Source organism: Komagataeibacter sp. NFXK3, from assembly GCF_054182245.1.
This window is the reverse complement of the sequence record NZ_JAPIVJ010000001.1, coordinates 235,995-256,400: the sequence shown is the minus strand read 5'-3', so window position 1 is coordinate 256,400 and position 20,406 is coordinate 235,995. Positions and strand designations below refer to the sequence as shown.

22 protein-coding genes are annotated in these 20,406 nt (G+C 65.7%); 18 read left to right on the top strand and 4 right to left on the bottom strand.

The annotated features are described in order from the left end of the window. Positions 1 to 60: 60 nt before the first annotated feature. On the bottom strand, positions 61 to 675 hold the full coding sequence (rdgB, locus tag OQZ28_RS01255) for an RdgB/HAM1 family non-canonical purine NTP pyrophosphatase (protein WP_458134922.1): 615 nt from the start codon (positions 673 to 675) through the stop codon (positions 61 to 63). Then, entirely contained in the window at positions 672 to 1,400 is a 729-nt protein-coding gene (gene rph, locus OQZ28_RS01250) for a ribonuclease PH (protein WP_458134921.1), read from the bottom strand. Before rph ends, rdgB begins: the two co-directional genes overlap by 4 nt. A gap of 127 nt (positions 1,401 to 1,527) precedes the next feature. Between rph and hrcA the strand changes: the two genes are divergently transcribed. The 13 genes from hrcA to rimI all read left to right on the top strand — a co-directional run bounded on the left by hrcA (position 1,528) and on the right by rimI (position 15,166). Continuing rightward, entirely contained in the window at positions 1,528 to 2,607 is a 1,080-nt protein-coding gene (gene hrcA, locus OQZ28_RS01245; RefSeq protein ID WP_061274403.1) for a heat-inducible transcriptional repressor HrcA, read from the top strand. 111 nt (positions 2,608 to 2,718) lie between these two features. Next, the gene (locus OQZ28_RS01240) at positions 2,719 to 3,606 is read left to right on the top strand and encodes an aldo/keto reductase (RefSeq protein WP_130732141.1); all 888 of its coding nucleotides are present in this window, start codon (positions 2,719 to 2,721) and stop codon (positions 3,604 to 3,606) included. A 99-nt stretch (positions 3,607 to 3,705) separates the two neighbouring features. Beyond that, complete coding sequence (locus OQZ28_RS01235) at positions 3,706 to 6,261, top strand: penicillin-binding protein 1A (protein ID WP_458134920.1); 2,556 nt, start codon at positions 3,706 to 3,708, stop codon at positions 6,259 to 6,261. 68 nt (positions 6,262 to 6,329) lie between these two features. Beyond that, positions 6,330 to 7,461 (top strand): peptide chain release factor 2 gene (gene prfB, locus OQZ28_RS01230; RefSeq protein WP_458134919.1). Its coding sequence is split into 2 segments (ribosomal slippage): positions 6,330 to 6,398 and positions 6,400 to 7,461, totalling 1,131 coding nucleotides; the frame shifts between segments, so codons are not numbered across the junction. 223 nt (positions 7,462 to 7,684) lie between these two features. Further along, positions 7,685 to 8,014: a hypothetical protein gene (locus tag OQZ28_RS01225; RefSeq protein WP_242621882.1), complete on the top strand. Its 330-nt coding sequence runs from the start codon at positions 7,685 to 7,687 to the stop codon at positions 8,012 to 8,014. Between the two features lie 108 nt (positions 8,015 to 8,122). Next, on the top strand, positions 8,123 to 8,890 hold the full coding sequence (locus OQZ28_RS01220; protein WP_061274394.1) for a MotA/TolQ/ExbB proton channel family protein: 768 nt from the start codon (positions 8,123 to 8,125) through the stop codon (positions 8,888 to 8,890). A 197-nt stretch (positions 8,891 to 9,087) separates the two neighbouring features. After that, positions 9,088 to 10,311: a hypothetical protein gene (locus OQZ28_RS01215; protein WP_458135017.1), complete on the top strand. Its 1,224-nt coding sequence runs from the start codon at positions 9,088 to 9,090 to the stop codon at positions 10,309 to 10,311. A 236-nt stretch (positions 10,312 to 10,547) separates the two neighbouring features. Further along, complete coding sequence (locus tag OQZ28_RS01210; RefSeq protein WP_130732138.1) at positions 10,548 to 11,321, top strand: response regulator transcription factor; 774 nt, start codon at positions 10,548 to 10,550, stop codon at positions 11,319 to 11,321. 102 nt (positions 11,322 to 11,423) lie between these two features. Then, positions 11,424 to 12,695 carry an ATP-binding protein gene (locus OQZ28_RS01205; protein ID WP_242621885.1) on the top strand — a complete coding sequence of 424 codons (1,272 nt, stop codon included), beginning with the start codon at positions 11,424 to 11,426 and terminating at the stop codon, positions 12,693 to 12,695. Between the two features lie 132 nt (positions 12,696 to 12,827). Further along, positions 12,828 to 13,391, top strand: a complete 564-nt coding sequence (locus OQZ28_RS01200; protein ID WP_130732136.1) for a NifU family protein — start codon at positions 12,828 to 12,830, stop codon at positions 13,389 to 13,391. Between the two features lie 35 nt (positions 13,392 to 13,426). Continuing rightward, entirely contained in the window at positions 13,427 to 14,011 is a 585-nt protein-coding gene (locus OQZ28_RS01195; protein ID WP_130732135.1) for a malonic semialdehyde reductase, read from the top strand. 4 nt (positions 14,012 to 14,015) lie between these two features. After that, on the top strand, positions 14,016 to 14,726 hold the full coding sequence (gene tsaB / locus OQZ28_RS01190) for a tRNA (adenosine(37)-N6)-threonylcarbamoyltransferase complex dimerization subunit type 1 TsaB (RefSeq protein WP_458134918.1): 711 nt from the start codon (positions 14,016 to 14,018) through the stop codon (positions 14,724 to 14,726). Further along, positions 14,723 to 15,166: a ribosomal protein S18-alanine N-acetyltransferase gene (gene rimI / locus OQZ28_RS01185; protein WP_458134917.1), complete on the top strand. Its 444-nt coding sequence runs from the start codon at positions 14,723 to 14,725 to the stop codon at positions 15,164 to 15,166. The genes tsaB and rimI overlap by 4 nt, the downstream gene beginning before the upstream one ends. Here rimI and OQZ28_RS01180 read toward each other — a convergent pair. After that, complete coding sequence (locus OQZ28_RS01180) at positions 15,147 to 15,395, bottom strand: sulfurtransferase TusA family protein (RefSeq protein ID WP_061274383.1); 249 nt, start codon at positions 15,393 to 15,395, stop codon at positions 15,147 to 15,149. The genes rimI and OQZ28_RS01180 overlap by 20 nt on opposite strands. Before the next feature lie 93 nt (positions 15,396 to 15,488). Between OQZ28_RS01180 and OQZ28_RS01175 the strand changes: the two genes are divergently transcribed. From OQZ28_RS01175 to OQZ28_RS01155, 5 genes are all read left to right on the top strand, one after another. Continuing rightward, positions 15,489 to 15,896 (top strand): Ros/MucR family transcriptional regulator, encoded by a 408-nt coding sequence (locus OQZ28_RS01175; protein ID WP_130732133.1) that lies wholly within the window; start codon positions 15,489 to 15,491, stop codon positions 15,894 to 15,896. 56 nt (positions 15,897 to 15,952) lie between these two features. Continuing rightward, the gene (locus OQZ28_RS01170) at positions 15,953 to 16,444 is read left to right on the top strand and encodes a Fur family transcriptional regulator (protein ID WP_458134916.1); all 492 of its coding nucleotides are present in this window, start codon (positions 15,953 to 15,955) and stop codon (positions 16,442 to 16,444) included. Further along, a complete protein-coding gene (locus OQZ28_RS01165; protein ID WP_130732130.1) occupies positions 16,441 to 17,286 on the top strand; it encodes a GNAT family N-acetyltransferase in 846 nt (281 codons plus the stop codon). Before OQZ28_RS01170 ends, OQZ28_RS01165 begins: the two co-directional genes overlap by 4 nt. A 36-nt stretch (positions 17,287 to 17,322) precedes the next feature. Further along, positions 17,323 to 18,873: an apolipoprotein N-acyltransferase gene (gene lnt / locus OQZ28_RS01160; protein WP_458134915.1), complete on the top strand. Its 1,551-nt coding sequence runs from the start codon at positions 17,323 to 17,325 to the stop codon at positions 18,871 to 18,873. 257 nt (positions 18,874 to 19,130) lie between these two features. Beyond that, complete coding sequence (locus OQZ28_RS01155) at positions 19,131 to 19,592, top strand: helix-turn-helix domain-containing protein (RefSeq protein WP_458134914.1); 462 nt, start codon at positions 19,131 to 19,133, stop codon at positions 19,590 to 19,592. 118 nt (positions 19,593 to 19,710) lie between these two features. On the opposite strand, the gene OQZ28_RS01150 is transcribed toward OQZ28_RS01155, so the two are convergent. Beyond that, complete coding sequence (locus OQZ28_RS01150; RefSeq protein WP_130731863.1) at positions 19,711 to 20,373, bottom strand: tyrosine-protein phosphatase; 663 nt, start codon at positions 20,371 to 20,373, stop codon at positions 19,711 to 19,713. Positions 20,374 to 20,406 lie beyond the last annotated feature (33 nt).

Genomic DNA, 20,406 nt, shown 5'->3' with positions numbered 1-20,406 from the left:
TTTTCAAAAAGCTTTGAAAAGAACGCCGCCTTTTTGAAAAAAGGCGGCACCCAAAAACTTTTATTCCGCTGCCTTCGGTAGGCAGGCTTCGCTAAACAGCGCGAAGGCCAGGCCACGGTGGCTGATGGCGTTCTTTTCGGCGTCCGTCATGTCGGCAAAGCTGCGCGTGCCGGTGCCGGGGGCGAAAAGCGGGTCATAGCCATGGCCGTTGGTGCCATGTGGCGGCCAGATGACGTGGCCATCAATCCGGCCCTCGAAGGTTTCGGTGCGGCCATCGGGCCAGGCCAGGCACAGCACGGAAATGAACCACGCGCTCCGGTCGGGGTTGTCGCCCATCTGCTCATGGATGCGGCGCATGGCGTCGGGGTAGTCCTTGGCGGGGCCAGCCCAGCGGGCCGAGAAGATGCCGGGCGCGCCACCAAGGGCCGCGACACAGAAGCCGGAATCATCGGCCAGCGCAGGCAGGTTGGCAGCCCTGGCGGCGGCCAGGGCCTTGATGGCGGCATTGCCAGCAAAGCTGTCCGCCGTCTCGTCCGGTTCGGGCAGCGACAGGTCGCCCGCGGACACGACGCGGATGCCGTAGCCGCCCAGCAGGGCCGCAAATTCGGCAATCTTGCCCCTGTTATGCGTGGCAAGCACCAGCGTGTCGCCACGCTTGAGGTGGGGGGTGGTCATGATGCGAGCGCCTCGTTCACGGTTACGGTCTGGATATGGAACAGTTCGGCGGTGCCCGTGCGGGCCAGGCGCATGAGCGTGTTGAACTGCGCCTCGGTAAAGGGATCCTTTTCCGCCGTGCCCTGAATTTCCACAATGCCGCCATCAGCGGTCAGGACAAAGTTGGCGTCCGCGCTGGCATTGCTGTCTTCATTGTAGTCAAGGTCAAGCACGGCGCCCGCCGCGGTCAGCCCGCAGGATATGGCCGCGACCTGCCCCTTGAGTGGCACGGCAGGCAGCGTGCCCTCACGCACCAGCTTTTCCAGCGCGAGGCGCAGCGCGACCCATGCGCCGGTAATGGCCGCGCACCGCGTGCCGCCATCAGCGTTGAGCACATCGCAATCTACCGTGATCGAGATCTCGCCAAGCGCCTTGAGGTCCACCACGGCGCGCAGCGCGCGGGCGATCAGGCGCTGGATTTCGAGCGTGCGGCCGCTCTGCTTGCCGCGCGCGGCCTCGCGCGGGCCGCGGTTATGGGTGGCGCGCGGCAGCATGCCGTATTCCGCCGTGACCCAGCCCTGTCCCTTGCCACGCAGGAAGGAGGGCACGCGCGGCTCGATGCTGGCGGCGCACAGCACCTCGGTGCCACCCATGCGGATCAGGGCGGAGCCTTCCGCATGACGGGCAAAGCCGGTCTGGATGAAGACGGGACGCAGCGCGTCGGGGGCGCGGCCGGATGGGCGCATGGGGCAACTCCGCAAGGTGAGGGGGCGGCATAGCGCGCAATCCGCTTCTATTTCCAGTCCCGCGTGGGCACGGGCGTGCGGGATCTGCTATGATGGGGGCTTGCGGATGACTGCGTGCAAAGGAGGCATGGCGATGGAAACCCGATCACCGGTATCGCAGCCGGCCCTGCTGTCCGGGCTTGATGCGCGTTCCGCCGCGATCCTGCGCGAGATCGTGGAACAGTATGTGGAAACGGGCGAGCCGATGGGCTCGCGCACCCTGTCGCAGCGCCTGCCGCTCTCGCTCTCGCCCGCCACGATTCGCAACGTGATGGCGGACCTGACCGATGCGGGGCTGCTGTTCTCGCCCCATGCCTCGGCCGGCCGGCTGCCCACCGAGAAGGGTGTGCGGCTGTTTGTCGATGGCCTGCTGCAGTTTGGCAGCCTGAGCGAGGAGGAGCGTGAAAGCATCGCGGGCACGCTCGATGTCAAGGGCCGCTCGCTCGAGGACATGCTGGCGCAGGCGTCATCCATGCTCTCGGGCCTGTCTTCGGCGGCGGGGCTGGTCATGGCGCCCAAGAGCGATTCCTCCACCATCAAGCACATCGAATTCGTGGCCCTTGGCCCGGGGCGCGCGCTGGTCATTCTGGTCAGCGCGGATGGGCAGGTGGAAAACCGCGTGATCGAGACACCCCCCGGCCTGCCGCCCTCGGCGCTGGTGGAGGCGGGCAATTACCTCAACGCCCACCTGTCGGGCCAGACGCTCGACCGCCTGCGCGAGACGGTCAGCACCGACATGACCGCCAACCGCAACGAACTCGACCACCTGACGGCAGGCGTTGTGGCCAGCGGCCTTGCCACATGGAGCGATGCCGAGGAGCGCGGCGGCACGCTGTTCATCCGCGGGCAGGGCCGGCTTCTGGCCGATGTGACCGAGATCGAGCGCCTGACCACCATCCAGATGCTGTTCGAGCGGCTGGAAACGCAGGAGACCATGCTGCGCCTGCTCGACCTTGCGCGTGAGTCGGAGGGGGTGCGCATCTTCATCGGGGCGGAAAGCGGGCTGTTCGGCATGGCGGGCATGTCGGTGGTGGTCGCACCCGCGCGCACCGACACCAACCGCATCGTGGGCGCGATTGGCGTGATCGGCCCTACCCGCATCAATTATGGCCGTATCATCCCGGTCGTGGACTACACCGCGCGCGTGATCGGCCGCCTGCTGGGCTGAACTGCCGCATCTTCATGCAACCGTGCCCGCCACGCGCCCTTATGGTGGGCAGGCAGCAACCGCACGCCCGCCATACTGGCGCGGGCGTGCCCATCAAGCAGGGAGAAAGCCATGTTCACGCCTGATGCACGCCAGTCCGGGTCCTTCATGATCGGGGGCGATATCGAGGTGACAAGGCTCGGCTTCGGGGCCATGCGCATTACGGGCCCGGGCATATGGGGCGAGCCTGCCGACCGGGCGAAAGCGCTCGCCACGCTCAAACGCCTGCCCGAACTGGGCATCAATCTTGTCGATACCGCCGATGCCTATGGCCCGGAGGTGAGCGAAAACCTCATCCGCGAGGCGCTGCACCCCTATGAGGGCATGCTCATTGCTACCAAGGGCGGCCATACGCGCCACGGGCCGGATATATGGAAGCCGGTGGGCAACCCCGATTACCTGCGCCAGTGCGTGCTGATGAGCCTGCGCAGGCTGGGTATTAAGCGCATCGACCTGTGGCAACTGCACCGCGTGGGCGCCGACTGCACGCCCGAGCAGCAGTTCGAAGCCATTGCCGCCATGCGTGCGCAGGGGCTGATCCGCCATGTGGGCCTGTCGGAAGTGACGGTGGAGATGATCGAGCGCGCGCGGCTGTATTTCCCGGTCGCGACGGTGCAGAACCGCTTCAACCTCGTCAACCGCTATTCGGAGGATGTGCTGGACTACTGCACGCGCGAGAATATCGGCTTCATCCCGTGGGCGCCGCTTGCGGCGGGCGGGCTGACCAAGGGCGATACCGTGCTCACGCGCCTTGCGGGGGAGAAGGGCGTGCAGCCCGGCCAGATCGCGCTGGCGTGGCTTTTGCGCCGCGCGCCGGTCATGCTGCCCATTCCCGGCACGTCCAGCCCCGAGCATGTGGCCGATAACGCGGCCGCCGCCGCGATTGAACTCAGCGACGAGGAATTCCGCCAGCTTGACAATGATGGCCGGGCTGAATGGGCCCGCCGTAACGCGGGCTGAGCGAGCCGGGGCGGATCGGGGGCGACGGCAGCGCGGGACAATGCTAGACAGGGGCCTTACGACATATGATGGCCCCTTTCTCTCCTTATTGGACACCGGATGACGCTTGCTGACGGATCAGGCCGCGATGGCCGGATGGATGGACCCTCCCGCCCCGGTGGGGGTGGCCCGCGCCGCCCGCGCTACCGCATGGTGCGCTGGCTGGCGGGCACCACGCTGGCGGTGCTGCTGCTGGGCAGCGGCGGCGCAGGCATCGTTGGCTGGTACGAATACGAGCGCCTGAGCGAGGGCCTGCCCACCGTCGATGGCCTGCGCACCTACCAGCCCCCCGTCATGAGCCGCCTGTATTCCGGTGATGACCAGGTCATGGCCGAGCTTGCCGCCGAGCGGCGCATCTTCGTGCCCTACAGCGCCATACCCGAGCGCGTGCGCAGCGCCTTCCTCGCCGCCGAGGACCAGAAATTCTTCAGCCATGGCGGCGTGGACCCGCTCGCCATCCTGCGCGCTGGCGTGACCGACATGATGATGCACGGCACCAAGCACCGCCCCATCGGGGCCTCGACCATCACGCAGCAGGTCGCGCGCATCATGCTGCTGGGGTCGAATGCCGTTTCCATCGACCGCAAGATCAAGGAAGCGCTGCTGGCCATGCGGCTGGAGCAGACGCTGAGCAAGGAGCAGATCCTCGAAATCTACCTCAACGAGATCTATCTGGGCGAGGGCGCGTACGGCATCGGCGCCGCCGCCCAGACCTATTTCAACAAGCCGCTCGACCAGCTTGACAATGCCGAGGCCGCCTTCCTTGGCGCGCTGCCCAAGTCACCCACCAACTACAACCCGCACCGCTACGTGCAGGCGGCGACCAACCGGCGCAACTGGGTGCTCGACCGCATGGCCGACCTCAGGGTGATCACGCCCGAGGAGGCGCGCGCAGCCCAGCTTGAGCCCCTCGTGCCCGCCAACTTCACCCGTCCCGGCCCCGTGCCCGGCTCGGAATGGTTTGCCGAGGAGGTGCGCCGCGAACTGATCGAGCGCTACGGCATCGGCACCACCATGGAGGGCGGGCTTTCGGTCCATACCTCGCTGGATTCGCACCTGCAGCAGGTCGCCACCGGCGCATTGCGCGAGGGGCTGCTGCGCTATGACCGCGCCCATGGCGGCTGGCGGGGCGCATTCGCGCATGTCGGGGCTGCTGACGTGGCGGGCGACTGGGCCAATGCGCTGGCGCATGTCACGGCACCCGCCGCCATGCTGGAGCAGTGGCGGGTGGCCGTAGTGCTGTCGGCCACCACGGGCCGGGTGGGCTGGCTCGAGGGGCGCGATCCCGTCATGCCCCATACCGGTGTGATGCTGGCGCGTGACATGGCGTGGATGCGCACCGGCAAGGGCGTGCAGACCGGCGACGTGGTGCTGGTCGAGCCCCAGGCCGATGGCGGCGGCGTGGCCATCCGCCAGGTGCCGCGCGTGGAGAGCGCTCTTGCCACCATCGATGTGCGCACCGGGCGCGTGCTGGCCATGGTGGGGGGCTGGTCGTTCCGCGAATCGCAGTTCAACCGCGCCATCCAGGCGGCACGCCAGCCGGGGTCGTCGTTCAAGCCGTTCGTCTATCTGGCGGCGATGGAGCAGGGGATCTCGCCTTCGCAGAAATTCGATGACTCCCCCGTAAGCTATGGCGAGTGGCACCCCAACAACTACGAGAAGGATTTCTGGGGCCCCACCACCCTGCATGACGCGCTGCGCGAATCGCGCAACCTCGTCACCATCCGCCTTGCCGCCCAGATCGGCATGAAGCCGGTGGCCAGCCTCGCGCAGAACCTTGGCCTCGTGCATTCCATGCCGCTGGTGCTGCCCGCGGCGCTTGGCGCGGTCGAGACCACCGTGATGAAGGAGGCCGGAGCCTACGCCACCATCGCCAATGGCGGCAGGCTGGTCACGCCTTCCCTGATCGATGACATCAAGGACCGCAACGGCAATGTGGTCTGGCGGCCCGAGGGCGTTGCGTGGCAGCCCGGCGGCACGCCGGCCACCGGCCCGCAGGTGGCTGATACCCGCCCGCAGGTCGTCTCCGCCACCAGTGCTGCCCAGATCGTGGCCATGATGCAGGACGTGGTGCGCCGGGGCACGGGCGTGCGCGCGGGTGCGGGCATCGACCGGCCCATCGCGGGCAAGACCGGCACCAGCCAGGACTTCAATGATGCGTGGTTCGCGGGCTTCTCGCCCGATCTGGTCACGGTGGTGTGGATCGGGTTCGACACGCCGCAGTCGCTGGGCAAGAACGAGACCGGCGGCGTGATCGCGGGCCCGATCTGGAACCAGGTGATGAAGGTGGCGCTCGCCACCCGCCCGCGCCTTGACTTCCGCGTGCCTGATGGCGTGCAGCTCGCACGCTACGATACCGGCATGGGAGTCGCAATCGATGCGTTCAAGCCCGGCCAGGTCCCCGGTGAGAGCGTGGATCTGGGCGCAGGCTCGGGCATGGCGCTGACGGCGGCGGATACGGGGGCCGAGAACATGCCCGATTCCGAGAACGACATGGCCACGATGCCCGTCAGCCCCACCGCCCAGCCTGATGGCACGACATCGGCCGGGCATGCGGCCGTGCCTGCCCCCGCCCCGCCTTCCGGGGGTGACATTGGCATGGGCGGGCTGTATTGACGCCGTTCATGGCCGGGCGTGACATGGCGCACGCCCGCACTGTTGACCGTTGACCAAGGAGCAAGCCCATGTCTGCCGAGACAGAGGCCCTGAACGACCAGATCAAGCAGTCGGTGGCGCTGCTGAGGAGGCATCTTTGACTGGGATGTCGCAATCGACCGCCTCGCGGAACTGAACAACCGGGCCGAAGATCCCGACCTGTGGAACGATTCGGACGCAGCGCAGAAGCTCATGCGCGAGCGCACCATGCTGGCCAGCCAGATCGAGGGCGTGCAGCGGCTTGAAGCCGATGTAAACGATACGATCGAACTTGTTGAACTGGCCGAGATGGAAGGCGACGAGGCCGTGGTGGCCGAGGCGCTGGCCACCCTGCGCGCCCTGGCCGAGGAAGCCAAGCGCCGCGAGACCGAGAGCCTGCTCTCTGGCGAGGCGGACAGCAATGACTGCTACCTCGAGGTCAATGCGGGCGCGGGCGGCACCGAGGCGCAGGACTGGGCCGAGATGCTGCTGCGCATGTACACCCGCTGGGCCGAGCAGCATGGCTACAAGGTGACCATGATGGAAAGCTCGGAGGGCGAGCAGGCGGGCATCAAGTCAGCCACCATCCAGGTAACCGGCCCCAACGCCTATGGCTGGCTCAAGACCGAGGCGGGCGTGCACCGGCTGGTGCGCATCTCGCCGTTCGATGCGGCGGCCCGGCGGCAGACCTCGTTTGCCTCCGTATGGGTGTATCCGGTGGTTGATGACTCGATCGAGATCGAGATCAACGAGGCCGACCTGCGTGTCGATACCTTCCGCGCCTCCGGTGCTGGTGGCCAGCACGTCAACAAGACGGAATCGGCCATCCGCATCACGCACATCCCCACCGGCATCGTTGTGGCGTGCCAGACCGACCGCTCCCAGCACCGCAACCGCGCCACCGCCATGACCATGCTCAAGGCGCGGATGTACGAGCAGGAACTCCAGCGCCGCGAGGCCGCCGCCGCCCAGACCGAGGCCAGCAAGACCGATATCGGCTGGGGGCACCAGATCCGCTCCTACGTGCTGGCCCCCTACCAGCTGGTCAAGGACCTGCGCACCAACGTCGAGAAAACCAACCCGGACGCGATTCTGGATGGTGACATCGATGACTTCATGGCCGCCGCCCTTGCCGCCCGCGTGGGGGCCACCCGCTCGGAAGCCAGCGCCCAGGCGCAGTAACGCCGCAACCGGGGCGTGCAGGCAGCCAACCCCGTGGCCCAGGCCACGGGGTTTTTTCATGCCGTGGGCGCTGGGCCATTGTTCTGCCAAGAGAAAATTGTTTCGAATCTGTGTTATATGATGCTTGACACAGCGCCCCTGAGCACGCCCAATTCCGCTCAGGGCAATTTGAACAGCAGGCGCCCGCGCGGGATGCCGCGCAGGGGGGCTGGACAGGAGCGGCATGTGGTCTGACGAAGTCATGGGAAAGGATTATGCCGCCAGGCAGCGACGGCGCACGCCGTACCTGCGCGTGGCGGGGGTGATCGTGCTGGTCCATGTCGTTGTCGTGTCGGCGCTGGCCTACGGGCTGCGGCCCAAGGCCAAGCCCATGTTTCCCGAGCCTTACCGCCCCCTGCCGCCGCTTGCGATCCGGATCATTCCCGAGCCGCCGCCGCCCGTGCCCCCCGCGCCGCCGCCGGTGCGCCCGGTCATGGTCATGCCGGTGGTTCCGGCCATTCCCGCCCCGGTCATCGGGCGTGATAACAGGGTCCGCCAGCCGGAATTGTTCTGAAAACGATACAGGTGGATTGATTTTCAGCGTCCGGACTGGTCAGATAACAGTCATGAAATGTGTTGCGGGCCAGAAGCATGGCCCTATTCGTCAGAGGATTTGAGGTAAATGACCCGACAGCATCGTAAACCAGTCATGGCGGCCGCGCTGCTGACCGCCTTTTCGGCACTGGCCTACGCCACGCCCGCCGCCGCGGCCGACAATCCCTACGGGCTGGGCGCGCTGTGGTCGAATGGTGACTTCATTGCCCGCACCGTGCTGATCATCATGGTCGTGATGTCTGTCGGGACATGGTACATCATGATCACCAAATTCCTCGAGCAGGCCCGCATGATGAAGGCCGCCAAGGAAGTGAAGGCCAAGTTCTGGCCCGCGCACGACATCAAGGAAGGGGCGGCCCTGCTCGATACCGCATCGCCCTTCCGCTACATTGCCGATACCGGCATTACCGCCGCCGAGCACCATGAAGGCACGATGCAGGAGACGATCGACCTGTATTCCTGGACCACCATGTCCATCCAGCGCTCGGTGGATTTCATCCAGAACCGCCTGCAGGGTGGCCTTGCCTTCCTCGGCACGGTGGGGTCCACCTCGCCGTTCGTGGGTCTGTTCGGCACCGTGTGGGGCATCTATCACGCCCTGACCGCCATCGGCATCGCAGGCCAGGCCTCGATCGACAAGGTTGCCGGCCCGGTGGGTGAATCGCTGATCATGACCGCCATTGGCCTCGGCACCGCCGTTCCCGCCGTGCTCGGCTACAACATGCTGGTCCGCCGCAACAAGGGCGCGCTGGACGAGGTGCGCAACTTCGCGGCCGACGTGCAGTCCATCCTGATTGGCGGTTACCGCCATGAAACGCACGATCCGGCGGAATAAGCCTGCCATCCGCACGTAACCTGATTTCAACGTCACGACGCGGCGGCCCGATGGAGCCGCCGCGCCAGCGGTCGGGGGCGGATTGAATGATGGGCCGCACGGGTCCATCGTGATGCCCTGGCCGATCATTCGGGCCATGACCCGTTCATGGAAGGACATCACAGTTGAAAAACATCACATCCAAATCGCTGTTCCGGCTGCGTGGCCGCCTGCTGGCCGGGGTCATGATGGCGCTGCCGATGGCGGGCGTCCTGCCCATGCACGGCGCGCATGCGGCTGACCAGCTTGGCCAGAAGGTGGGCACGGCGCTGCAGAAGGCCCAGACCGACCTTGCCGCCAAGAAATACCCCCAGGCCATGGCCGATGTGGACGAAGCGGACGCCGTAAGCGGCAAGTCCGACTACGAATCCTACACCATTGCCCAGATGCGTGCCGCCGTGGCTGCCCAGTCGGGCAACGTGCCTGCCGCCATCGCGGCCTATGACAAGCTGATCGCCTCCCCGCGCACGCCTGCCGCCACCAAGGAGCAGATGGCGCTGGCCGAAGGCAGCATGGCCTTCACCGCCAAGGATTACCCCACCGCCGTTGCGGTGAGCGAGAAATACATCAAGGCGGGTGGCAAGAACCCGCAGATGCTGACCATCCTGATCCAGGCCTATTACCTGCAGCATGACTTCGCCAACGCCGCCCGCGTGCAGCAGGGCCAGATCGATGCCACGATCAAGGCAGGCGGCAAGCCGACCGAGAACCAGCTCCAGCTCCTTGCCGCCTGCCAGGCGCAGCTCAAGGACAACGCGGCGCTGACCAAGACCTACGTCATGCTCGCCACCTACTACCCCAAGCCCGATTACTGGGCGCAGGTGGTGCATTCCGTGCTGAGCAACCCCAACATGGCGCCGGGCCTGCGGCTTGATATCGACCGCGTGCGCCTTGAGTCCGGGCTGGTCAAGACCTCGGCCGAATACATGGACATTACCGAGCTGGCCATGCAGGCGGGCCTGCCCCAGCTTGCGCTCGACATCATCAACCAGGGCTATGCCAGCGGCGTGGTGGGGCATGACGCCTCGGCACCCCGCAGCGAAAAGCTGAAGGCGATGGTGGCCCAGAATGCCGAGAGCACCAAGGCCAACCTCGATACGGCGGCCTCGCAGGCGGCAACCGGCAACGCCATGCTCACGGCAGGCTACAACTACGTGCTGAATGGCCAGGCCGACAAGGGGCTGGCGCTGATGCAGCAGGGCCTGGCCAAGGGGCCGACGGACATCAATATCGGTCGCCTGCATTATGGCCTGGCGCAGGCGGCGGCAGGCAAGAAGGATGCCGCCATCGCCACGTTCAACAGCGTGGAAGGCACCAATGGCGCGCGTGACATCGCGCAGTTCTGGGTGCTCAAGCTGAACGCGGCGCCTGCCGCGCACTGATAAAGACAGGAGTTTCTGGTAAAGCTTTTTTCAAAAAGGCGGCACCCAAAAACTTTTGACCTTTACAGGTTGTCTGCCAGACGGGGCGCCGGATTATCCGGCGCCCCGTTTGCGTGTGTGGCAGACATTTTATGATATGATCGGTGGCCTTATCCGCATGCCGTGCGTTGGTTATGCTGGGTGCTGTTGCATGAAGGGCATCATGCCTGCCCCTGAACCGGAACATGGCCAAGAGAATGACACAGATACCCGCCACAGCCGATCTGCCCGCCCGCATCCTCGTGGTGGAAGATGATCCCGGCATGCGCACCCTGATCGTCCGCGCCCTGCAGGGCGATGGCTACCGCGTGCGCGGCGTGCAGGATGGGCCTGAAATGTGGGATGCGCTCAAGGCGCAGGCCGCCGACCTCATCATCCTTGACGTGATGCTGCCGGGCACCAACGGGCTGGACCTGTGCCGCAGCCTGCGCGCGCATGCCGACCCCTGCGTGCCGGGCGAGGCGCCGCTGACCGAGGTGCCGGTCATCATCGTCTCCGCCCGTGGCGAGGAACTCGACCGCGTGCAGGGCCTCGAACTCGGCGCGGATGACTACGTGCCCAAGCCCTTTGGCCAGAAGGAACTGCTTGCCCGCGTGCGCGCGGTGCTGCGCAGGCGCGGCGGCGGCGTGACCACGCCCAGTGCCGGGCGGCAGCGCAAGGAAACCGTGCGCTTTGGCGGGTGGATGCTCGACCTGCGGCGGCGCGAACTGACCGACCCCTCGGGCATGGCGGTCGAGATTTCAGGGGCGGAGCATGACCTGCTCACCAGCTTCCTTGACAATCCGCAGCGCGTGATCGGGCGTGACCGGCTGCTGGAACTGTCGCGCACGCGGCTGGGCGATGTGTCCGACCGCAGCGTGGATGTGCTGGTCAGCCGCCTGCGGCGCAAGCTGGGGCCGGATTCGGATGGGCTGATCCGCACCGTGCGCGGCATGGGCTACATCTTCACCGCCGAAGTGGAGCGGGTCTGAGCGCGCGCCGTGGCGGGGCAGGGGAACGCACAGGCCGCGCGGGTGCCGCAGGCGGTTGCACGGCGCATCACGCTGTGGCCGCGCGGGCTGGTCGGGCGTGTCATGTTCGTGCTGCTGGTTGCGGTGGCGCTCGTGTTCGTGGGCAGTTCCGTTTTCTATGAGGAAGCCGAGACCTACACCATAGACGACGCCCAGCTTGAACAGGTGGGCGAGCGGCTGGTGATCGATGCACGCGTGCTGGCGGCAACGCCAACCTCGCAGCGCATGGTGCTTGCCGCCATGCTCTCCACCAGCGACCTGACGGTAGACTGGCGCAACCAGGGCCAGCAGGGCGCGCTCAAGGTCGAGCCACCCTCGCTGCGCAAGCTGCATGACCGTCTGGCGGGCACATTGCCGGTGCTGCAGGGCGATGCGCTCAACCTGTCGGGCACCATCATGGGCACGGCGGATGTGCGTGGCACGCTGCGCCTGCCCGATGGCAGCTACATGGGCTTCCTTGCCCCCGATATCCTTGAGCCGCACCATATGCGCCGCGGGCTTGTCTCGGCGGCCATCCTTGCGGGCGCGGTCATCGGGGCGGCCGGCATGCTGGTGCGCGCGCTGAGCATGCCGCTGCGCGCGCTGGCCGATGTGGCCGATACGGTGGGCTCGGGCCGGTGGGTGCCACTGGCCGACAAGGGCCCGCGTGAGGTGCGCTACCTTGCCCGCGCCATCAACGCCATGCAGGAGCGCATCAACCGCCTGATCGCCGACCGCACCGAGGCCCTTGCCGCCGTATCGCACGACCTGCGCACGCCGCTGGCCCGCCTGCGCCTGCGTGCGGGTTTTCTGGAGGATACGAACGCGCAGAAGGAGATCGAGGCCGACGTGACCGAGATGGAGGCCATGATCACCGGCGTGCTGGCCTACCTGTCGGGCGAGAAGGACCCCGAGCCCGCGCGTTCGGTCAACGTGGCCTCCATTCTGGCCACGCGCGTGGATGACGAGGCCGATCAGGGCCGCGACGTGACCTATGATGGCCCCGACCAGGCGCAGGCCATGGTCCGCCCGCTGGCGCTCAAGCGCGTGGTGGGCAACCTGATTGACAATGCCGTGAACTATGGCGGCAATGCCCATGTCAGCCTGACGCTGATGGAGGATGCGCTGTGCATCCGCGTGGAGGATAATGGCCCCGGCCTGCCCGAGGCCGAGCTCGACCGGGTCACCACGCCATTCTACCGCGTTGAGGGCTCGCGCTCGCGCAGCACGGGAGGGCTGGGGCTGGGGCTGGCCATCGTCAGCCGCGAGGTGGCGCGTGGCGGCGGGCGGTTCAGGCTGTTCAACCGGCTGGGGGGCGGGTTATGCGCGGAAATTGTCCTGCCGCGCATGCCGTGATAGGCCACGGGGCGTAAATGCACGCCGTGCGTGTGCGTGGGGTTGGATTTGCGGGCGGGTCGATCATATAACAGGACCCGGGAAGTACTTTTGCCTGTCCCCCCTTTCCCGTCATGTCTGGAAGACCGAGCAATGTTCATCGAAACGGAAGACACACCCAATCCCGCCACCCTGAAGTTCCTGCCGGGGCGCGAGATCATGGCCAGCGGGGCGACGGCCGACTTCATCAGCCCCGATTCCGTGGCGGGCCGCTCGCGCCTGGCCGAACTGCTGTTTGACCTTGATGGCGTGGCCCGCGTCTTCTTTGGCAATGACTTCGTGGCCGTGACCCGCGCCGATGCCACCGAGTGGGAGGCCCTGCGCCCGCAGGTGCTCGCGGTGCTGGCTGATTACCTCTCCACCGACCAGCCCGTGGTGGAAAGCGAAGCCGTGGTGGTTGAAGACCTGATCGCGCCGGGAGATGAGGAGATCGTGCAGCAGATCAAGGAACTGCTCGACACCCGCGTGCGCCCCGCCGTGGCGGGCGATGGCGGTGACATCGTGTTCCGTGGCTACCGCGATGGCGTGGTGCGCCTGACCATGCAGGGTGCGTGCTCGGGCTGCCCGTCGTCACGCGCCACCCTCAAGCACGGGGTCGAGAACATGCTGCGCCATTACGTGCCGGAAGTGGTATCGGTGGAGCAGGTAGAGGCCTGATCGGCAGGTCTTGCGCGTAAGCTTGGGAATGTTTCATGGCGCTTGATGACGCTGGGCTTGACCTTCTGTTCCGTAACGCACGCACGCCGGTGGCGTGGAATGACCGGCCCGTCGGCACCGATACGCTGCGCCAGCTTTATGATCTGGTGCGCCTTGGGCCGACATCGGGCAACAGCTGCCCCGCCCGCTTCGTGTTCCTGACCACGGAGGGCGCGCGCGAGCGCCTGCGCCCCGCCCTTTCGGCAGGCAACGTGCAGCGCATGATGACCGCGCCGGTTACGGTGATCGTGGCGCATGACCCGCTGTTTTTCGAGCGCATGGACACGCTGAACCCGCAGGCCCATGTGCGCCAGTGGTTCGCCGCCGATGTGGGTCTGGCCGAGGAAACCGCCCAGCGCAACGGCACGCTGGAAGGTGGGTACATGATCATGGCCGCCCGTGCGCTGGGCCTGTCGGCGCTGCCGCTTTCGGGCTTCGATGCCGCGATGGTGGAGGACGCCTTTCTGGCCAATCAGGGTTGGCAGGCCAATTTCCTGCTCTGCCTGGGCTATACCGACGGGCCGCCGCCCACGCCGCGCGCGCCGCGCCTGGGCTTTGATGATGCCTGCGTGATTGTCTGACCCCATGCGCATTGTGGTTATGGATGGTGCCGCGACCGGGGCGCAGGCACAGGCCCTGATTGCCTGCCTTGCACCCGATGCTGCGGGCAGGCCCGCAATTCTCGCCACCCGTATCGCCACCGGGCGTGGTGCTGCCGAGCAGTTCCCGCTGCTGGCCACCGAACTGTTCGCGCAGTGTGGCTGGGGCCATGCCATGCCTGACCTTGCGGGCGTGGTGGTGGGACCGGGATCGTTCACCGGGCTGCGGGCCTCGCTGGCATTCGCGCACGGGCTGGCCGCGGGTTCGGGCTGCACGGTGGTGGGCGTGACCGGGGGCGAGGTCATGGCCCCGGCCCTGCGTGCGGCGGCCGCCCCGCTGGGGGCTGTAGCACTCCATTGCACCATGGCCCGCCGGGGCCGTGTGTTTATTGAAACGCTGGGTACGCCATCGGCATTGGCGCCTGTGCGCGCCTGCATGCTCGCGGCACCTGACCTGCCGCCGGGGCCCCTGCTGCTGGCCGGCAATGGCGCGCAGGCGGTTATGGAGGCAGCGGGCGGGCGCGACGGTCTGCACCTGCTGCCCGATGCGCCACCCGACCCGCAGGCCATTGCCGCCGCCGCCCTGCTGCGCCTGCGGGGTGACCTGCCCCCGCGTGCAGCCCAGCCGCTTTATGTCGATGCGCCGGAAGCCAAACTGCCCGCAGCCGGCCTGCGCCCGGCCCCCGTTACGCCATGACGGACGATGCCGTGCCCGCAGGGCAGGCCGGGCTGCTGGCCCGCATCCATGCTGCGGCCTTCCCCCCCGTGCACCGGTGGGACGCGCAGACCATGGCAGCCCTGCTGGCCATGCCCGGCGTGTTCGTGCTGTTTGCGCAGGGTGAGGGTATTCCCCCCGCTGCCGGTTTCATCATGGCCCGCGCCTTGCTTGATGAAGCCGAGATCCTGACCTTTGCCGTGGACCCCGCCTGGCAGGGGCAGGGCATTGGCCGCGCCCTGCTGGCGCGCTGCCTGGATGAGGCCGCGCGGGAAGGGGCAGTACACCTGTTCCTTGAGGTGGCGGATGATAACGTGGCCGCGCTGGGGCTTTACCACGCGGCGGGATTTGCGGTGGTGGGGGTGCGGCGGCGGTACTACCCCGATGGCACCGATGCGTGTGTCATGAAGCGGGAGATTTGAGCACGGTCAGCCGGTGGGTTATGCCATCTGTTTCTGTCTGTATTTCTTCCACGACATGACCAAGCAGCTTCAGGCTGCGCGAAACATTGTCCAGCGGGCCTGCGCCGCGCAGGCGGACAAGCAGTTTTTCCCCGGCTGGAAGTCTGTCAAGAGCCAGACGGGTGTGCACGAAAGTCATGGGGCACACTTCATGGGTGATATCCAGTTTCACCATCTCTATATCAGACATATTACCATAAAACCTCTGCTATGGCCGGTTGCGATCCTTCTGGAATTATTTATATAAGATGCATCATTATTCCAGAGTGACAGGATCAGATTAATGGCTGATGCAGCGGCAGAAGTTGAAGTGCGCGAACTCGCTGCCGAAATCGTTTCGGCATATGTCTCGCGAAATGAAATCGACGCGGAGAGCCTCCCCGATCTGATTCATCAGGTCTACGAGGCTGTTGCCTCCCTCGGGCGCGCCGAGCCCGTGCCCGAGAAGCCGGTGCCCGCGGTGCCGCTCAAGAAGTCCGTCTTCCCTGACTACATCGTCTGCCTCGAGGACGGGAAGAAGCTCAAGATGCTCAAGCGCCACCTCAAGACCGCCTATAACATGACGCCCGATGAATATCGCGAGCGCTGGGGCCTGCCGCATGACTACCCCATGGTGGCGCCGAGCTACGCCAGCCACCGCTCAACCCTGGCCCGCAAGATCGGGCTTGGCACGAAACAACGCGAGGACTGACCCATGCCGGGCGGTCATATGGACAGGTATCGGCATGATCGGCTACGTCCATAGACATGGCAACAGATCGTAATGGACTACAGACGCGCATCGAGCGCATGTGCATGGAGCGCGGCCTGAAGATGACAGGCCAGCGCCGTGTCATTGCGCGCGTGCTGTCCGAGGCCCATGACCATCCGGATGTGGAGGAACTCTACCGCCGTGCCTCGGCACTTGACGGGCGCATATCGGTTGCCACGGTCTACCGTACCGTTCGCCTGCTGGAAGAAAACGGCATTCTCGAACGCCGTGACTTTGGCGGCGGTCGCGCGCGTTACGAGACCACGGAGGAAGGCGATCACTACCACCTGATCGACGTGGAAAGCGGGCAGGTCGTTGAGTTCACCCATGCCGCCCATGCCGAACTGCTGCGCCAGATCACGGCTTCCCTGGGGTTCGAGCTGGTGTCCCATCGGCTGGAACTGTTTGCGCGCAGGCTGCCCGACGTGGCACAAGAAAACACGGACCACACGGTGCAAACGGAGCAGAAGGGCGGGTCACGGCCTTGAGTATCGAGAAAACCATACAGTCCCTTTCCACCCTGGACCTTGAGCGCAACGGTTTCCCCGAATTGCGGGGGGGGAACCTTGGCGTCAGGATCGCCGCGACGGATGAAGAGCGCGATGCCGCCCAGGCGCTGCGCTACCGTGTCTTCTATGAGGAAATGGGCGCCCGCCCCGATTCCCGCACCGCGCGGCTCAAGCGCGACGTGGATGAATTCGATGAATATGCCGATCACCTTCTGGTGATCGACCATGCCATCTCATCGGGTGCGAAGGGCGTTGTGGGCACCTACCGGCTCATGCAGGGGGATGCGGCGAAGAAGCTGGGCAAATTCTATACTTCGGGTGAATATGACATCTCGCGCCTGACCGAGTTTCCCGGCCGGTTGCTTGAGGTGGGCCGGTCTTGCGTGGACCAGAACTATCGCGGTCGCGCGGCCATGCAGCTGCTGTGGCGCGGCATTGCCTCCTACATCTTCCTGCACCGCATTGACGTGCTGTTCGGCTGCGCGAGCCTGCCGGGCACCAATCCCGATGCGCTGTCTGATGAACTGACCTACCTGTATCACAATCACCTTGCCCCGCCCGCGCTGCGGATCAGCGCCGTGCCGGAGCGCCGGGTGGAGATGCTGCGCTCCGACCCGCAGACGCTCGACCACCGCCGCTCGCTCGCGCGCCTGCCGCCCCTGATCAAGGGTTACCTGCGGCTTGGGGGCTATGTGGGCGATGGCGCGGTGATTGATGAGCAGTTCAACACCATTGATGTCGCCGTGCTCGTCAAGAGCGAGCTGCTGGCTGACAAGTATTACCGTCACTACGAGCGCCGCCTGCGTGACGCGCTGGACTAGGCGCGTCCTCCCCCACGGCGCGGGTCGTGGTGCTGCATGAGATTCCTTCGTGATCTGTATATGAGGCTGTCGCGCCAGCATGGCTGGCGCGCGGACCTTGTCATGGTGCTGGCGGGCGGCTTGTACGCGCTGGGCTTTCCGCCCGTGCATGCGGTCGTGGTGCTGCCGGTGGCCTTCTGCCTGCTGGCGCTGGCCATTGATCAGGCGGCTGGCTGGAAAGAAGCCGCACGGCGTGGCTTCATGTTCGCCATGGGGCTGTACACCGTGGGCCTGTACTGGCTCATGTACGCCATCCTGCTCCGGGCAGATGATTTCTGGTGGCTGGTGCCGCTGGCCTCGCCGGGCTGCGCGGTAATCCTGGCTCCCCTCAGCGCGCTTTCGGCCGCCCTGAGCCGTCTTGTGCCGCGCGGCACCGGGCGGCTGGTGGTTCTGGCGGCGCTATGGACGCTGACCGACATGGCGCGGGTATACGTGTTCAGCGGTTTTCCGTGGAATCCGCCTGGCAGCGTGTGGGCGTTTCCGGGGCTTGCGGGCGATGTCATGCTTCAGCCCGCCGCGTGGATCGGGGTGGATGGGCTGACACTGCTGACCTGCCTGCTCTCGCTCGCGCCGCTTTATGGCCGCACGGGGCGCCTGGCCTGCGCGGGCGTGCTGGCCGCATGGATGGCGTGTGGTGCGCTGCGGATGGCCAGTATCCATGACACCTATGGCCACAACCCCGAGGTGGTGCTGGTGCAGGGCAATGTGCCCGAGACCGAGAAAATATCACGCGACTCAGATGTGGCGGTGTTCCGTCGCTATCTGGATCTTACGCATGCGGGCGTGCAGGCGGGGCTGCGCGAGGCGGAGAATCGGCCGGTCGTGTTCGCGTGGCCGGAATCGGCCTTTCCCGGCCTGCTGCTGGAAGATGACATCGCACGCCCCATGATCATGCGGGCGGGGCAGGGAGCGGCAGCGGGCGTGATCGGCACGCTGCGCTGGCTGGAGGACAAGCACTGGCGCAACAGCATGGTGGCCCTGCTGCCTGATGGAGAGCCCGCCCCGCCCTATGACAAGGCGCATCTGGTGCCGTTTGGCGAATACCAGCCCGCGTTCCTGCCCTTTCATGTCGTGCCGGGGGATGGGCTGACCCCCGGCCCCGGCGTGCAGACCTGGCACCTGCCGGGTGTTGCCCCGGTGGGGCCGCTGATCTGCTACGAGGTGATTTTCTCGGGTCAGGTGGTCGACCCGCATGATCGCCCCGCCTGGCTGCTCAACAGCACGAATGATGCCTGGTATGGCAACAGCGCCGGCCCGCGCCAGCACCTTGCCGCCGTGCGCATCCGCGCGGTGGAGGAGGGCCTGCCGGTGGCGCGTGCCGCCAATACCGGCATTTCAGCCATTTTTGACGGGCGTGGCCACGAACTGGCCCGGCTGGGATGGGACCGGCAGGGCGTGCTGGTCCATGCGCTGCCCGATGCGCTGCCCGGCACGTTTTTTGGCCATTATGGCCGTCTGGTGCCCCTTTTCCTGGTTGGGGTCACGGGGCTTGCAGGGTTGTTCTGGCGGCGGTCAGGTCATAAAGAAGGTTCTGGAATACCGCTTTAGGACAAGGTCATTTTTTATTCGTGCATTTAAAATGCATGAATATTTTCCTAATTTTCCTCTGCCTGTCGCAGTGGGAAAGTTTTATGCACGCCTGCCTTATTTGAACGCAGACAGTGCAGAAAATAGCGTATGTATTGTATCCGGCGCGGCTTTAAAAAAGATTAACGCCCGGCCCATCATCTGATGGGTATCGGCACGTTCCAGCGGTTTGCGCCGCGTGAGAGAGGAAAGGTAAGGCTATTACTGTGATCGGGAAAATGGCTGCTGCGTCCAACCCGGTGGATGTGCATGTTGGCAACCGTATCCGCCTGCGCCGCACCCTGCTTGGCATGTCACAGGAGCGGTTGGGCAATGCCCTTGGCCTCACATTTCAGCAGGTGCAGAAATACGAGCGTGGTCGCAACCGTGTTGGTGCGTCACGGCTGTATGATCTTGCCTGCGTGCTCGACGTGCCGGTGGCCTTCTTTTTTGATGGCCTGCCCGATCGTGGCATGGAACACGATGGCAGTGCGGATGAAGTCGCTGGCATGGCTGAACCGGCGGCCTGCGTGGCCCCGATCCCTGCCATGAAGGAAGAAGGCAGGGGGGAGATGCGTGCCGATGATCTCGCCCTGCTGTCGCGCCGCGAGACGATCGACCTGGTGCGCGCCTATTACGGAATCGAGGATAGCGGCACGCGCCGCCGCGTGCTCGACCTTGTACGCTCCATGGGGGCGTAAGCCTGCCATCATGAGAAAATTGTTGGGTGCCGTCCGTTTTGAAAGAGGCGGCGTTCTTTAAGCTTTTTGAAAAAAGCCGCGCCAGGAACTTTTTTATGATGGCTGGCGTCCCTTGCTTTCATTCGCGCCGCAGCACCTGATCGGTCATGAAGGATGCGATTTTGCCGGCGCGGAAGTCGTGGCGCAGGCGGTCTTCGTCATATTCCGTGCGCACCCAGTCCATGAAGGGCATGCGCCCTTCCGCCTCTGCCTGATAGCGCAGGAAGAAGGCATCCAGCACGCCGGTGCGGGATGAATTGAAATGCCCGTTCTTCCATGAAAGCTGGCGTAGCGCCTGCTGCGCCGTGCCGCCCTCGAACAGGATGACCAGCCCTGCTGCAAGCCCGGTGCGGTCAGCACCCGACTTGCAGTGCATGAGCATGGGAAAGCGGATATCGCGGTAAATCCGCTCGAAGCGCTCGATGCGGTCGCGGTGCGGGGCGTTGCGGCTTTCGAATGCCATGTCGATATGGCGCAGGCCAAGGGCGTGCGCCGCCTCGCGTGACAGCGCATCGGAGCCACATTTGCGGTGCCCGCGCAGGTTGACCAGCGTTTTCAGGCCCAGCCTGCGCGTGGCCAGCCGCAGGCGCCACGGGGTTGGGTGGTTGCAGCGATAGACCCGACCGGGAATGACCGTGCGGAAGTTGGTCCAGGTCTGGCGCAAAATGGCATGGTCAACAAACAGGCTATCGATCCACGCACGGCTTCGGCCAGCGGGGGTGGACAGGTTTCCCTCAAACACCGGCCTTGTCCTTTCAGGTGGGTGGAGACGAAA

Coding starts and splice junctions, on each gene's coding strand:
- rdgB (WP_458134922.1), bottom strand. CDS start 675: ATGACCACCCCCCACCTCAAGCGTGGCGACACGCTGGTGCTTGCCACG.
- rph (WP_458134921.1), bottom strand. CDS start 1,400: ATGCGCCCATCCGGCCGCGCCCCCGACGCGCTGCGTCCCGTCTTCATC.
- hrcA (WP_061274403.1), top strand. CDS start 1,528: ATGGCGATGGAAACCCGATCACCGGTATCGCAGCCGGCCCTGCTGTCC.
- OQZ28_RS01240 (WP_130732141.1), top strand. CDS start 2,719: ATGTTCACGCCTGATGCACGCCAGTCCGGGTCCTTCATGATCGGGGGC.
- OQZ28_RS01235 (WP_458134920.1), top strand. CDS start 3,706: ATGACGCTTGCTGACGGATCAGGCCGCGATGGCCGGATGGATGGACCC.
- OQZ28_RS01225 (WP_242621882.1), top strand. CDS start 7,685: ATGTGGTCTGACGAAGTCATGGGAAAGGATTATGCCGCCAGGCAGCGA.
- OQZ28_RS01220 (WP_061274394.1), top strand. CDS start 8,123: ATGACCCGACAGCATCGTAAACCAGTCATGGCGGCCGCGCTGCTGACC.
- OQZ28_RS01210 (WP_130732138.1), top strand. CDS start 10,548: ATGACACAGATACCCGCCACAGCCGATCTGCCCGCCCGCATCCTCGTG.
- OQZ28_RS01205 (WP_242621885.1), top strand. CDS start 11,424: ATGTTCGTGCTGCTGGTTGCGGTGGCGCTCGTGTTCGTGGGCAGTTCC.
- OQZ28_RS01200 (WP_130732136.1), top strand. CDS start 12,828: ATGTTCATCGAAACGGAAGACACACCCAATCCCGCCACCCTGAAGTTC.
- OQZ28_RS01195 (WP_130732135.1), top strand. CDS start 13,427: ATGGCGCTTGATGACGCTGGGCTTGACCTTCTGTTCCGTAACGCACGC.
- tsaB (WP_458134918.1), top strand. CDS start 14,016: ATGCGCATTGTGGTTATGGATGGTGCCGCGACCGGGGCGCAGGCACAG.
- rimI (WP_458134917.1), top strand. CDS start 14,723: ATGACGGACGATGCCGTGCCCGCAGGGCAGGCCGGGCTGCTGGCCCGC.
- OQZ28_RS01180 (WP_061274383.1), bottom strand. CDS start 15,395: ATGTCTGATATAGAGATGGTGAAACTGGATATCACCCATGAAGTGTGC.
- OQZ28_RS01175 (WP_130732133.1), top strand. CDS start 15,489: ATGGCTGATGCAGCGGCAGAAGTTGAAGTGCGCGAACTCGCTGCCGAA.
- OQZ28_RS01170 (WP_458134916.1), top strand. CDS start 15,953: ATGGCAACAGATCGTAATGGACTACAGACGCGCATCGAGCGCATGTGC.
- lnt (WP_458134915.1), top strand. CDS start 17,323: ATGAGATTCCTTCGTGATCTGTATATGAGGCTGTCGCGCCAGCATGGC.
- OQZ28_RS01155 (WP_458134914.1), top strand. CDS start 19,131: ATGGCTGCTGCGTCCAACCCGGTGGATGTGCATGTTGGCAACCGTATC.